The sequence below is a fragment of the Methyloglobulus sp. genome (assembly GCF_046714055.1).
Classification (GTDB): domain Bacteria; phylum Pseudomonadota; class Gammaproteobacteria; order Methylococcales; family Methylomonadaceae; genus Methyloglobulus.
Genome location: NZ_JBKKBJ010000015.1, coordinates 1 through 13,514, shown reverse-complemented (window position 1 = coordinate 13,514; position 13,514 = coordinate 1). Strand labels below are relative to the sequence as shown.

General features: G+C 45.9%; 15 protein-coding genes. 2 read left to right on the top strand and 13 right to left on the bottom strand.

Annotated elements, in window-relative coordinates; genetic code table 11:
• Positions 1 to 259 (bottom strand): M16 family metallopeptidase (locus ACLQ6D_RS00865; RefSeq protein WP_411725358.1); only part of this gene is annotated, 259 nt, incomplete at its 3' end.
• A 102-nt stretch (positions 260 to 361) separates the two neighbouring features.
• Between ACLQ6D_RS00865 and cyoE the strand changes: the two genes are divergently transcribed.
• Together cyoE and ACLQ6D_RS00855 are read left to right on the top strand one after the other, a co-directional pair.
• Positions 362 to 1,249, top strand: a complete 888-nt coding sequence (gene cyoE, locus ACLQ6D_RS00860; RefSeq protein ID WP_411725357.1) for a heme o synthase — start codon at positions 362 to 364, stop codon at positions 1,247 to 1,249.
• The gene (locus ACLQ6D_RS00855) at positions 1,246 to 2,265 is read left to right on the top strand and encodes a glycosyl transferase family protein (protein WP_411725356.1); all 1,020 of its coding nucleotides are present in this window, start codon (positions 1,246 to 1,248) and stop codon (positions 2,263 to 2,265) included. Before cyoE ends, ACLQ6D_RS00855 begins: the two co-directional genes overlap by 4 nt.
• A 683-nt stretch (positions 2,266 to 2,948) precedes the next feature.
• Here the strand turns inward: ACLQ6D_RS00855 and ACLQ6D_RS00850 are convergent.
• The 12 genes from ACLQ6D_RS00850 to ACLQ6D_RS00795 form a co-directional block, all read right to left on the bottom strand.
• Entirely contained in the window at positions 2,949 to 3,056 is a 108-nt protein-coding gene (locus ACLQ6D_RS00850; protein ID WP_411725355.1) for a 2-C-methyl-D-erythritol 4-phosphate cytidylyltransferase, read from the bottom strand.
• A gap of 149 nt (positions 3,057 to 3,205) precedes the next feature.
• Complete coding sequence (locus ACLQ6D_RS00845; protein ID WP_411725354.1) at positions 3,206 to 3,406, bottom strand: hypothetical protein; 201 nt, start codon at positions 3,404 to 3,406, stop codon at positions 3,206 to 3,208.
• 16 nt (positions 3,407 to 3,422) lie between these two features.
• Positions 3,423 to 3,716 carry a plasmid mobilization protein gene (locus tag ACLQ6D_RS00840; RefSeq protein ID WP_411725353.1) on the bottom strand — a complete coding sequence of 98 codons (294 nt, stop codon included), beginning with the start codon at positions 3,714 to 3,716 and terminating at the stop codon, positions 3,423 to 3,425.
• A 362-nt stretch (positions 3,717 to 4,078) separates the two neighbouring features.
• Positions 4,079 to 4,717 carry a hypothetical protein gene (locus tag ACLQ6D_RS00835; RefSeq protein ID WP_411725352.1) on the bottom strand — a complete coding sequence of 213 codons (639 nt, stop codon included), beginning with the start codon at positions 4,715 to 4,717 and terminating at the stop codon, positions 4,079 to 4,081.
• 84 nt (positions 4,718 to 4,801) lie between these two features.
• Entirely contained in the window at positions 4,802 to 5,365 is a 564-nt protein-coding gene (locus ACLQ6D_RS00830) for a hemerythrin domain-containing protein (protein ID WP_411725351.1), read from the bottom strand.
• 449 nt (positions 5,366 to 5,814) lie between these two features.
• Positions 5,815 to 6,090, bottom strand: a complete 276-nt coding sequence (ftsB, locus tag ACLQ6D_RS00825; protein ID WP_411725350.1) for a cell division protein FtsB — start codon at positions 6,088 to 6,090, stop codon at positions 5,815 to 5,817.
• 224 nt (positions 6,091 to 6,314) lie between these two features.
• Positions 6,315 to 7,595, bottom strand: coding sequence for a phosphopyruvate hydratase (gene eno / locus ACLQ6D_RS00820; protein WP_411725349.1), 1,281 nt, complete (start codon positions 7,593 to 7,595; stop codon positions 6,315 to 6,317).
• 8 nt (positions 7,596 to 7,603) lie between these two features.
• Complete coding sequence (gene kdsA, locus ACLQ6D_RS00815) at positions 7,604 to 8,437, bottom strand: 3-deoxy-8-phosphooctulonate synthase (protein WP_411725348.1); 834 nt, start codon at positions 8,435 to 8,437, stop codon at positions 7,604 to 7,606.
• Between the two features lie 183 nt (positions 8,438 to 8,620).
• On the bottom strand, positions 8,621 to 9,499 hold the full coding sequence (locus ACLQ6D_RS00810; protein WP_411725347.1) for a hypothetical protein: 879 nt from the start codon (positions 9,497 to 9,499) through the stop codon (positions 8,621 to 8,623).
• A gap of 267 nt (positions 9,500 to 9,766) precedes the next feature.
• Positions 9,767 to 11,398: a CTP synthase gene (locus ACLQ6D_RS00805; protein ID WP_411725346.1), complete on the bottom strand. Its 1,632-nt coding sequence runs from the start codon at positions 11,396 to 11,398 to the stop codon at positions 9,767 to 9,769.
• Positions 11,399 to 11,455: 57 nt separating this feature from the next.
• Positions 11,456 to 12,745, bottom strand: a complete 1,290-nt coding sequence (gene tilS / locus ACLQ6D_RS00800) for a tRNA lysidine(34) synthetase TilS (RefSeq protein ID WP_411725345.1) — start codon at positions 12,743 to 12,745, stop codon at positions 11,456 to 11,458.
• Between the two features lie 398 nt (positions 12,746 to 13,143).
• A partial coding sequence (locus ACLQ6D_RS00795) for a hypothetical protein (protein ID WP_411725344.1) occupies positions 13,144 to 13,514 on the bottom strand: 371 nt, incomplete at its 5' end.

The following is a 13,514-nucleotide window of genomic DNA, read 5'->3' as shown; positions in this document are numbered from 1 at the left end:
ATTCACCGACGGGATGTTTATCCGTACCCTTGAACATCATGTGTTCCAACATGTGTGAAATGCCGGTAATGCCGCCTGGCTCATAGCTTGAACCCACTTTGTACCAGACTTGCGATACCACGACGGGGGATCGGTGATCCTCCTTGACCAGCACCTTTAGGCCGTTAGCCAGGATGTGTTCGGTCGCCTTGGGTTCGGCATAGGCGGACACTATCGATAAGTATAATATTACTGTGGCACAGAGTAATCTTGCGTTCATAACTCCCTCTTCATGTGTAATTGTTAGCGCTTCGGACTGTTTCAATAATCAATGGTTCACTGTATTCTATAGGATAATCGAAAAGTTGGGATTGAATAAACTATGCCTGGACTAGCCATTGTTGCGCCGTCTTCCTGGAAAAGCTACCTGGAGCTGTGCAAACCTAACGTTGTTGCGGAAATGTTGTTTACCGCTATCGTGGGTATGCTGCTGGCTGTTCCAGGCATGCCGCCTGTAACGACGGCTATTTTTGGCATTATTGGCATTGCTTTGGCGGCTTCATCTGCTGCGGCCATCAATAATCTCATTGACCAAAGGGTGGACGAGATACTCAATCCGCACCGGCCTTTGCCCAGCCATTACATGAGATCTTCGGAAGTTATTGCTTTTGCTGCGGTATTGGGTAGTGCCTCAATGTTGTTGCTGATTCTTAAAGTCAATACGCTAACTGCCAGCCTCACTTTTGTGTCCTTATTCGGCTACGCAATCATTTATACGCTTTGGCTTAAACGGTTGACCCCCCAGAATATCGTCATTGGCGGCGCTTTTGGCGCGACTCCGCCATTGCTCGGTTGGTGTGCGATCACAGGCGAAGTGCATCCTTACGCCTTGCTGCTGGTGTTGATTATTTTTGTCTGGACCCCGCCGCATTTTTGGCCGCTGGCTATCGCTAAACAAGAAAAATATGCGCTGGTCAATATTCCGATGCTGCCTGTCACGCATGGCGCAGAATTTACCCGGTTGCAGATATTGCTTTATGCCGTCCTGCTATTCATTGTGACCTTGTTACCTTATTTGACCGGCATGAGCGGGCTGATTTATCTGGTTTCAGCCGTGCTGTTAGGCGCGGGGTTCATCTATTTTGCCGTGTTGATGATGCACAATAAAGATGTCAAGACCGCCATGAAAACTTTTTGGTATTCGATTGTCTATATAACGCTACTGTTCGCTGCGCTGTTAATCGACCATTATGTCAGGCTGACGATATGACTTTTTCACATCATCTGCAAACATCCCGCCCGGAACATCCTTTTGCGGAAACTATACGGATACTGGGCAAAGGCAAAAAAGGCTCAAGGTCGCTCACACAGGATGAAGCCTATCGTGCCATGAAAATGATCCTGGCTGAGGAGGTGTTGCCCGAGCAACTGGGCGCATTTTTGATGCTGATGCGCGTCAAGGAGGAAACGCCGGATGAACTGGCAGGTTTTGTATTAGCGGCAAGAGAATCCTGCAGCCTTGCTGACGATAGTATGCTGGTCGATTTGGATTGGGCTACGTATGCAGGTAAGCGACGGCATTTGCCTTGGTTTTTGCTTTCGGCATTGTTGTTGTCTGGCAATGGCATTGCCGTTTTTATGCACGGTTCCCCAGGGCCTTCCGCTAGCCGTTTATACACGCACAATATGTTGACATATCTAGGCTTGGAAGTGGCGACATCTGCTGAACAAGCTAAGAGACAGCTTTCAGGGCAGCAATTCAGTTATTTATCACTGGAGAAAATTTGTCCTAAGCTACATGAGATTATCGAGTTACGACCCATTTTAGGCTTGCGTTCGCCCGTGCATACCTTGGTAAAATTGTTAAATCCGTTCAATGCCCCATACAGCATCCAAGGCATATTCCATCCTTCGTATCGATCAGTGCATCAACAGGCGGCGGCATTAGTGCAGCAACCCCACGCTGCTGCACTGAAAGGCGAAGGCGGGGAAACTGAACGTAATCCTGATATGCAGTGTTTAGTACAAAGCGTCCACAACGGTGAATTGATTGACGAAACATGGCCGGCACTTTTTACGCATCGGCATGTCAGGCCGGAAAATTTAGAACCTGGGCAACTGGCCTTGGTTTGGCAAGGCAAAAGTCAGGATGAATTTGCCGAAGCATCCGTGCTTGGGACAGCGGCGGTCGCCTTGAAATTGCTGGGTAAAGCAGATAGCCAAGAACAGGCGCAATCTGTGGCTATGGATTTCTGGTTAAAGAGGGATAAGATGCGGTTTGGATAAAGCAGTTTAATTTGGCTTTGTCAGGTTGTAGTTAACGATATTTATAACTATTCACCACGAAGAACACGAAGGATCAATTAATGTTGAGACTGTTGATGCGACAAGGTTGTTACAAGACCTTCGACCAAAACGGGCTTCATTGACAAGCTTCGTGTCCTCGGCAACTGCTGAAGTACAGGATGTACTGAATGCAGCAAACACAGGAGCAGTTTGTCGTCCTGCGATGCCAAGCCACAGGGATGTGGCGAATGTGGAAAATACAGGATCATTTTTCCACCTACCTCCTGCATAATCCATATGGATGTGGTGAATGCAGATATTACAGGGGCAACTATCTGTCCATGCAGCAACTGTGTTCTTCGTGGTGAATAAAAATCGGGGTATTCGTAAAACCTGTGGAATTTCTAAAAAAAGCCCTTTTTTCAGGGTCGTATGGAATTATCACACCAAAGTTTAAAAAATCATCATTATTTGGCAAGTCATAGCCCATTATTTCCTCACGGATTCCAGCCTTAAACGACTTCTTCTTGTGTTGTGTTTCGCATTGGTGAATAACGTCCTTGTTGCCCTTAGCACATCAAAGGTGTAACCATGGTCTTGCCTTGGGGCTTCTGCTGAGATGGCAACAACGGCGGCGGCTGAGAAAACATTGGCTTGTAATAAACACGACAGCGTATGTTCAATCACCGCTTTTCAGCGAGATCCAGGTATTGTTTGGGCCGTTCGATGTTCATGCGTTTACCAACACCAGCGGCGGGGACGACGGCCCAGAAATTTAAGGTTTGACTCATGAACGAAAAGTGAACAATGTAATGTATTAGAACAAGGGCGGATTAGACGCACAAAATAGCCGAGTTTAAGATAAGTATGGATTTTCCGTGCGTCGTAATCCGCCATTTAGATGATACCCATTCGGAGGATTACGCCGCTATCGTATTTTTCAAGATAACTTTTTCGATGTCGCTTCAGGTTTTTGTGACGCTAGTGCAATCTCAAGCGCCGTTTCAAGGCGCACAACACGTAGGGTCAAATCTTCAATCCGCATTTGTTGTCCTTTTATGGTATCGGCCATCCGTTCCACCTTATCGTCCATTTTTATCACTGTGGACAATGTATCCCATAACTTTTCCGAAATTCCCATTGCCTAGCCCTATGCGCTATTCGGTCTGCATAGGTTGTCTTGCCTTAGAATCCAGTTCCGTCAGTCGCTGTTCCGAAGCGGCGACGAAAGCCAACGCATCATCAATGGATTTTTCAGTTTTGGCGGTGATTTTGACAACCTGGTCGAGCAATCCCTCCAATAAATCCTGATCTTCCGATGCGGAATAGCTCTCCCCCGCTCGGCGCAAGAATTCCCCCGTAGAAAGCCCGGCCGCTTTGGCCTTGGCCGTCAATTGTTGTTTTTGAATCTTGGTTACCAAAACCGGAATACGTTCAGTTGCAGTTGTCATGGCTTATCCTCATGAATATGGTCAGCACATGGTCATAATAGCATGGGGCAGATTTTTTGCAATTGGATTTTTGGTTGGGTTTTCCCAAGGGCATAAAAGGCGCACAAAACAACTCACGCCAAAATAATAGTCGATTTGTCCGTGCGCCGTAACCCAACGATGGGCGTTTGGGATGTCCCGATGTTGGGTTACGGCTCGCCCAACGGCATGTGACAGATAAACCCCTGGCAATTTTGCGAGCCTAACCCAACCTACAATTACCCCCATCTTACGAGTTTAACTTGGCAAAAATCGACAAAGCTAATGGTATGTTGCGGACGTTACTCTAGTATTCTTGGGTGAAGGTGAAATTCTCTATCTTCTCAATTTGTAATTTCTTCAGCTGCTTTTGTCGCCATCTCTTTGGTTTCATTAACAATCTTTTTTGCACCTTCAACTGCATCTTTAGGTAAGCCTGCAACACCGGCACTTTCTGGATCCGATTTTCGTGAGGTGTTTGCTGGTTGGGAACCGTTAGCAGGTTCTTCTTTAGTCAGTTGAGGAGCTTCTGATTCAGCAGCTTGTTGTGCGGAAGTAGTATTTGTCGCGGCTTTTGGGCTTTTATCAGCGTTTTGAGCATTTTTATCCATATCGATATCAGTACGTCCATTACCTGCTTTTCCAGTACTAGAGTTGTCATCGCTGCCTATATTTGAGATTTTCTCTACAGCTTTAGTTGCCATTTCTTTGGTTTCGTCAATAACCTTTTTTGCCCCTTCGACCGCATCCTTAGGCAACCCTGCTATGCCCGCAGTTTCCGGAGCCGGTTTTTTTGCTGCTGGTAATTTTTTTGCAGAATTCATTTTTTGGGAATCTTTAGTCGAAGCTTGTTGAAACGTTTTAGAAAAGTCATTAGCTGCTTTTTGAGCAGATTTACTATCGGCCGAGACATTTTTACTGCTGTTATCACAGGCGACCAATAAGATCAGAAGACTAGTGGCAGTTATTTTTAATATGTTCATTTTATACACCTCAAGGTTTATGAAAATTAAAGAAATCATACATTTGGTTACTTTAAGAAATAATTAATTTTTATTTATAAGAAGCTAAGTTCTAGCTTCTGAAGAAGATTTTTTATGACTAGCGCTAGATGCGTTGCTTGCGTGTTTACTTTTTTTATCGGTATTTTGCTCTTCCATCAATTCGGATTTTCGCGTGGCAATATTCATCCCTAGCTTATCTAAATCTACCTTAGCCTTCCTGGCTTTCTTAAATAGTTGGCCTTCTTCCTCTTTAACATGGTGATCGACGTATTCACCTAGCACCATGACTTTAGCGTCATACAAAGGCTCGTCGGGGCTACTCGCCATTGTCTGTTCAATAAGGCTTTTGACCGTGGCATGTTCCACTTCGGCTTCGTCTAACAAATCACCCTCCTCTAAAGCTTTGCGCAGAGTCGGATAGAATATTTCTTCCTCAATTTGGGCATACACACTCAGGGCCTGGCAAATTTTACCGGCAAGTTCAAGCCGCTGCTCCGAATCGGCATCTTTATGCGTCAGTTTTTTATATTTTTTAAAAAACGTTTCGACCTCATGATGATCAGAAGTCAATAAATCAATCGCATCCATTTCACAGTCTGCATTTTCACTTTTTTTAGCGTTAGTCATCTGTATGCTCCAAAACAATTATCAATTAGACAAATATTGCCAGCCTTTCATTATCACGGTTTGATTTATAGCATTAATATTAAAAAAGATATGTTCGATAGCGAACGTTCGGTAAAATTTTGCGAAATGTAATGGCTTTTCAACCTAGACGCATCAAAGTCATATTACCATTACTCAGCTAAACCAGCTCGTAGGTTAATGGTATGGACTCCTCCCCTTCCCAACGGCATCGCGATGTGCCAAAGTGGAAGGGCAAAACCACCACTTAACAGAAGAAGAGGAATCCGCCATGAATAGTACGACAATTCGATTACATATTATGCACCATTACGAATGGCATAACGGATAAACTATTTTTGATCTTGCCCCGAATCCACGGACACCTCACTAAGCGACTTTTTTAGCAAGGTAGGTCAGGTTGCGCCCACGCGGCAATGTGACCTACATGATTACTTTTCCTCTATCACCTGAAAAAAAGTTTCATTCTCTTTAATCATCCCCAATTCATCCCGTGCCCGTTCTTCAATCGCTTCCTGGCCTTTCCGTAAATCCAGCACCTCAGCATAAAGCGCATCGTTACGCTCTTTTTTTTCTTTGGTCTTTTCTTTCAAGACATCAAGGCGAGCTTGGTATTCCTTAATTTGGGCAACGCTGCCGTCACCTACCCACAACCTGTATTGCAGGTGGATTATTAACAAGATGATGACGGCGATGATGAGTTTCATGGGTTAGTCCAAAGGCACAAGGCGAAAGTGGCAACTAGCCTTTAGCTCAACACCGTTAAGTTAAGAAAGAAAACTCCCTCTCCTGCTGGAGAGGGATGGGGTGAGGAGAATAAAATCAATTGTTTATATCCCCCCTCATCCTAACCTTCTCCCTCAAGGGAGAAGGGACTAACCACTTAATTTAATGTCATTGGCCTTTAGCCTTGTGCCTTTCACCTTAGTTTTTAAAGTATTTTAAATGCACTGCGTCCCGCATACTTAGCAAGACCACCCAGTTCTTCTTCGATTTTCATCAGTCGGTTATATTTGGCAACCCGGTCAGAGCGGCTTAATGAACCCGTCTTGATTTGCCCTGTGCCGGTGGCAACAGCCAGATCAGCAATCGTGGTATCTTCTGTTTCGCCGGAACGGTGCGATACCACCGCAGAATAACCTGATTTATGTGCCATATCAATAGCCGCCAGGGTTTCGGTCAAGGTGCCGATTTGGTTGACCTTAATCAGGATTGAGTTGGCGATATTTTTTTCGATACCTTTCTTTAAGATAGCCGGATTGGTCACAAACAAATCATCGCCTACCAACTGGATGCGAGCACCCAGTTTCTCTGTCATGACTTTCCAGCCATCCCAATCATTTTCATCAAAGCCGTCTTCAATGCTGATAATCGGATATTTATTAACCCAGTCGACAAAGAAATCAGCCATTTGTCCTGAGCTATAAGTTTTGTCTTCCGAAGCCAAGTCATAAATACCATCGTGATAGTATTCAGAAGCGGCAGCATCCAATCCTAAGTAGATGTCTTTACCGGGCTTGTATCCCGCTTGTTCGATGGCTTGCAGGATAACGTTGATCGCCTCTTCGTTGGACGACAAGTTAGGCGCAAAACCGCCTTCATCACCTACGGTTGTAGCCAATCCTTTCGATTTCAATACTTTGCTTAGATTGTGGAACACTTCTGCGCCGTAACGTATGGCTTCGCGGAAAGTTGGCGCACCAACCGGCAAAATCATGAATTCTTGCAGATCGACACTATTATCGGCGTGGGAACCGCCATTGATGATATTCATCATCGGCACCGGCATGATGAATTCGCCGGATTTGTTCAAGTAGCGGTACAAGGGCAGATTTTTTTCTTTGGCCGAGGCGTGTGCCGCCGCCATAGACACCGCCAACATGGCGTTCGCACCTAAACGCGCTTTGGTGTCAGTGCCATCCAACGCAATCATTTTGTTGTCAATACCCGTCTGATCTTCCGCATCCATGCCAACAATGGCGGAACGAATTTCGGTCTTGACATTGTTGACCGCATTCAACACGCCTTTACCCAGATAACGGGCTTTATCGCCGTCACGCAATTCAATGGCTTCGCGCTCGCCAGTTGATGCGCCGGAGGGCACCATCGCGCTACCGACCACGCCGGATGCCAGCACCACATCCGCTTCCAGGGTTGGATTGCCGCGTGAATCTAAAATTTCTCTTGCACGTATTTCTTTAATTGCTGCCATTCTATTTCCTATAAGGTTGTTTCTATCAAGGGGGTTGATTTAACCGCCCTGTCGATGGTTAATAAGACTTCCAATAATTCTTGCATTCGATGTAAGGGCCATGAATTCGGGCCGTCGCTTTTGGCCTCGGCTGGATTGGGATGGGTTTCCATGAACAACCCGGCAATGCCGACAGCCATAGCCGCCCGTGCCAATACCGGGACGAATTCACGCTGTCCGCCTGAGTGCGTACCTTGTCCACCGGGTAGTTGCACCGAATGGGTGGCATCAAAGACGACTGGGCATCCGGTGTCACGCATCACTGCCAGTGAGCGCATATCCGACACCAGATTGTTATAGCCAAACGATACACCGCGTTCGCAGACCATTATCTGCCCGTTTCCGGTGGCTTTAGCTTTTTTGGCGACATGCACCATATCCCAAGGTGCCAAAAACTGGCCTTTTTTGATGTTGACCGGAATACCTTGAGCGGCCACTTGCTGGATAAAATTGGTTTGTCTACACAAAAACGCGGGCGTTTGCATCACATCAACAACAGATGCCACTTCTGCAAGCGGCGTGTCTTCATGCACATCAGTCAAAACCGGAACGCCAATCTGTTGTTTGACTTTATCCAAAATCTTCAAGCCCGTTTCCAAACCTAATCCCCTAAAGGTTTCGTGGGACGAACGGTTTGCCTTATCAAACGAGGACTTATAAATAAAGGGTATATTTAGGGCTGTCGTCAGTTCTTTAAGAGTGCCTGCCGTATCGAGCGCCAGTTGCTCGCTTTCAATCACGCAAGGGCCTGCGATCAAAAAAAACGGCTGGTCTAAATCTACTTCAAAACCGCATAATTGCATAAGGATTCTCTTTTATAATAAATTTGCTGTCTGCTAACTAGTCGTTATGTCGTTTTTTAAAAACCTGTCAGGTCTGGGAAAGTTCAATTCGGCACAATATGGCGTTGCCTATTGCGCCCTACCTAGCTACGAGCTTAAGTTAATGCGTATGGAGGAATAATGCAAAAAGCCATTGTCGCATTGTCAAGTTTTTTCACAAACAATCCAATTGTCAATTGCCTCCACTGACTTAACTACCTCTTCTTCAAATTTCTTGGGGCACGAAAAATCAGCATTAGGATTATGAACTATTACCATGCTGTCTTTTTTGTAATGCGATATTCCATTTCTAACATACCTCTCCACATATATTATGGTGGAAAGCCCTCTGGATATTTCAATTTCAGCACACCTACTTTGTGGCCTTTCGGATAGAATTTTGGATAACCCAGAAAATAACTCTTTATCATCAATGAGCTTATAAAATTGTGTCCCTAAGCCACTCCAGTTATCATAATTAAATAATACAAGCACAAATGGTTTTTTCTGGTCATGCACTTTTTCAATTTGCTTGCGTTTATTATGAATCGAGGTTGTAATTATTCGATAAAAACTTTGTTTTTGAGCGTCATCCAATTTGCATTTAACAGTTTCCGCTGGGTTTAATGTTGTAACCTCAAATATTACATTTGATCCCTTAAAGTTTAAATTAAAGTCTGGAGTAGACTTGTTCTTCTCAGAGTCGTCTGAATTAGACGTGCCTTTCTTCTCAATAGGAATAGGTTGTAAATCAAAGCCACGAGATTTCAAAAATTTCCACCAAGACAATTCGTTAACTGCTCCCAAATGTTCTTGGGTGATGGTACTTTGCAATTTATTTAATTTATCGCCATCTTGTTCTGATTTATTTGAATCAGTAAACTCCTCAAACCATCTTGATATAGTCTTTAAATATGTATCACCATCTCCAGAAATATCCTCAAAAACAGCGTTTGCCCAGCTACATTTAGCATTTTCCAATTCCACAGATTTTTTCTCTTTCCAAGAAATATCAAATAACTTGTTGTTTACCATTTTCAACATTAGTTTTCTATTATCTTTATTTACACAGTCACTTTTTCAGGAAACTCAGGCACTAATTCGGATGCAAACGTGTCACAAGGCATATTTTTTAATGCTGGCCGAGTGCCATAACCATATTGGTAATAATGCGCTGATGACTTTTACTCGCACCCACCATTGCATGAATTGTGCCTTCCAGATATTCATACTTGGTATCGCCGCCTAACTCGCTTTGCGGATAATCCGCTATGCTAATTAAAGCTGGTGCGCCGTGGTTATAACATTGCGTTATGCGTTTACCTGCTTTTGTTGAGCCGCCGCCGTTACAAAACCGGAAAACAGCGGATGACCCCGTCTGGGTGTAGAGGTAAATTCCGGGTGGAATTGGCAAGCCAGGAACCAGGGATGGTTGGGGATTTCGATCACTTCCACCAGCCGCCCATCTATGGATTTGCCTGAAAACCGCAAGCCTGCCTGTTCCAGTCTTTCATAATATTGGTTATTAAATTCGTAGCGATGGCGATGGCGTTCAGTGATGACATCTTTTTGGTACATCTGATAGGCCAATGAATCCGCTTTTAACCTGCATTGCTGCCCACCCAAACGCATTGACCCGCCCAAATCGGATTGCTCATCGCGAATTTCTAGCTGACCGTTATCATCCATCCACTCGGTAATCAGGCCGATAACCGGATGGGGCGATGTGGGTAAAAATTCTGTACTGTGTGCGCCTTCCAGTCCAGCCATATCCCTGGCAAACTCAATGACGGCGACCTGCATGCCTAAGCAAATGCCTAAATAGGGAATCTTGTTCTCGCGGGCAAACCTGGCTGTGGCAATTTTACCTTCTATGCCACGTTCGCCAAAGCCGCCAGGAACCAGGATCGCATCGACATCCTTAAGCCTGGCAATGCCTTCATCCTCTATCGTTTCCGAATCAATGTAGGTGATTTTTACTTTATTAAGGGTGGCAATACCCGCATGGATAAGGGCTTCATTTAATGATTTATACGCATCGGAATGGTCGACATATTTGCCGACAATCGCAATGTTGACCTCAGCAGCCGGATGCGCTAACGCCTCAACAACCTTCTGCCATTCCGTCAAATCGGCTGGAGGCACGTTAAGCCGGAGTTTATTGACGACAATTTCATCCAGTCCTTGCTCATGGAGCAGCAGCGGAATCCGGTAAATGGAATCCGCATCAACCGCTGAGATAACGGCTTTTTCTTCCACGTTGGTAAACAGGGCAATTTTACGGCGGTCACTATCGGGGATGGTTTGCTCAGACCGGCAAACCAGGATGTCCGGTTGGATACCGATAGAACGTAATTCTTTGACCGAATGTTGCGTAGGTTTGGTTTTTATCTCCCCAGCAGAACGGATATAAGGCACGAGTGTGAGATGGATAAAGAGAGATCGCTCCGTACCCAATTCCACACGCATCTGACGGATGGCTTCAAGAAATGGCAGGGATTCAATATCGCCGACGGTTCCGCCAATCTCAATCAGTGCGATGTCCATGTCGTCTGCGCTTTGGTAGATACGGTTTTTGATTTCATCGGTAATATGCGGAATGACCTGGACTGTCGCCCCCAAGTATTCGCCTTTGCGTTCCCTACGCAAGACACTGTCATACACCTGACCCGTAGTAAAACTGTTTTTCTTGGTCATGGTGGTTTTCAGGAACCGCTCGTAATGGCCCAAATCCAGGTCAGTTTCTGCGCCATCTTCGGTAACGAACACCTCGCCGTGCTGAAAAGGGCTCATCGTGCCTGGATCGACATTGATGTAAGGATCGAGCTTAGTCATGGTCACTTTGAGTCCACGCGCCTCCAGGATAGCGGCCAAAGAAGATGCGGCAATACCTTTGCCTAGCGATGACACGACGCCGCCAGTTATGAAAATGTATTTTGTCATGTAAGGGTAGGTGGACTTCAGATATAAACTGACGCGCTTTTTGCTTAAGCCCGTATTTTAATCGACATCGGGCGCGTCGTCATTGCCTTTTGGATTTATTTTATGGCGGATAACACGAAAACAAGGTTCCTGCGTTTCACTATAAAACTCTGCGCTTATCCAATGTTCACCGACTGCCGCCAGTTTCCCGTCCAGATAGATCAAGGGTATCCCTGCCCGCTCCCACGGCGGAATCCCGGCTTCTTGATAGAGCTTTTTTAAGGAATGATGACCACTACGCCCTGGCACACAAATAGTTTCACCACCAGAACGAAACCTTACCGTGATCCTAGAATTCTGCCATAGATCACGAGGGATTCCGCCAGATGATTCCACGACTTCGTAAGACACATCATCCGCTATGTATAATAAGGAATCGCCGGAAGGCCAAATGAGATTGCCACCTAACCTATTTTGTGTAGGTTTTAGGCAATAAAGCGTATTCCGGTAACGTCGAATACAGTAGTCTTGAGTTGATAAGGTAGGATCGGCATCGTCTCTCGCCGCCACGACTTGTACCAGAATGCGTTGCGCGAAATCCTGGCTAGGCATTTTCAAACCCAGGCATTGAAACCATTGCCGGATAATTAACTGTTGCTGTAATAACGAATAGCCTTGCAAACGGCTAAGGCATAAGGTGTTATCGCTGTGATTAATGACAGCACTCAACAAATCATCGGCAAGGGAAGTTATCAAGCTTTGGGCGTTAGCACAATGTTTAGCCGAACGGGAAACCGTTTTGCCTAAAGACGGCCACCGTTGCATCAACAGCGGAATGATGTCATTACGCAGGAAATTACGGTCAAAATGCGTGTGCTGGTTACTGGGGTCCTCAATCCACTGTAAAGCGTGATTTTTGGCGTATTCGATGATCGAGGCTTTGGAAATATCCAGCAAAGGCCTTATCAGGAACCCCTGTCCAAAGGCCAACCTTTCCGGCATTCCAGAAAGCCCTTTAAGGCCGCTGCCACGAAACAATTGCAACAACACGGTTTCCAGTTGATCTTCACTATGCTGGGCAAGCAATAACAAGTCACCGTCGGCAAGCAGCGGTTTCAAGGAGGCATAACGGGCATTTCTGGCAGCTTCTTCCGGGCTTTCTTCGGGGGCAGCATGAGCATCTACGGTTAAAGACAGAAACCTAACACCAAGACCCTCGCTGATCTGTTCGCAGTGTGTTCCCCACAGATCAGCTTCAACTTGTAAACCATGATTGACATAAACGGCGGTTATTTTGTCTTTGAGGTGATTAATATTTGCACATAAGTGCAGCAGTACATGGGAATCTACCCCGCCGCTGTAGGCCACATAAAGTTGGGAATATGGCTGATGTTTAACCAGTTTGGGTCCTATTATAATGGAGGAAAGCAGCATGATGGATGTGTGGGCGGATAAAATTAGCCGTGAGCGTTAGCAAGCAACCCGAATTTGTAGGTTGTGGGTGAGCTTGCGAACCCCAACAAAACAACCATCCGAATGTGGCTATTATTGTCTATTCCCCAAAATTATTGTGATTTTTCTAAGTCGCTGCCGGCACATTATCTGAGTGATTGCCAGCCCGTAATTATGTGTAATCCCAGCATTTGGAGTTTCAAAGTTACTTAAAATTAAAAAGTTTTTTAGGAAATGAAATGTAGAAATCGACCCAGACTGTGTAAAAACGCTTAGAGCTTGTCCATAAATAATATTCCCCTGACCTTTCCGTTTTAGTTTCCGTAAAACGATGGCCGAAGCGGCCAGCATAAGCCAGCCGAGATGGCTCCGATCCATTTTTTCATGGCGCACCAAGAGTTTCCTGGACCGGTCAAACCAGGAGTGGCAAACCCCAACCACCCAGCGCCTTGCCTTAAAACCGGGGTCCTTGTCCATTCCTGCAAGCTCTTCGCCGCACGGCCTGACGTGCGGGGCATCGCCCCTTTCCTCGGCCTCGCGCCTAGCCGGTCCGCCCACCTGACCGGCATCCGGGCAGGGGCCCTGCCGGGGCGAACCTTCGCCGGGACGCCCGACGGCAATGCCGTCCAGGGTGGCGGCGAGCGGCTTGGCATCATGGCATCATGGGTGTTTGCGCCGCCGGGCA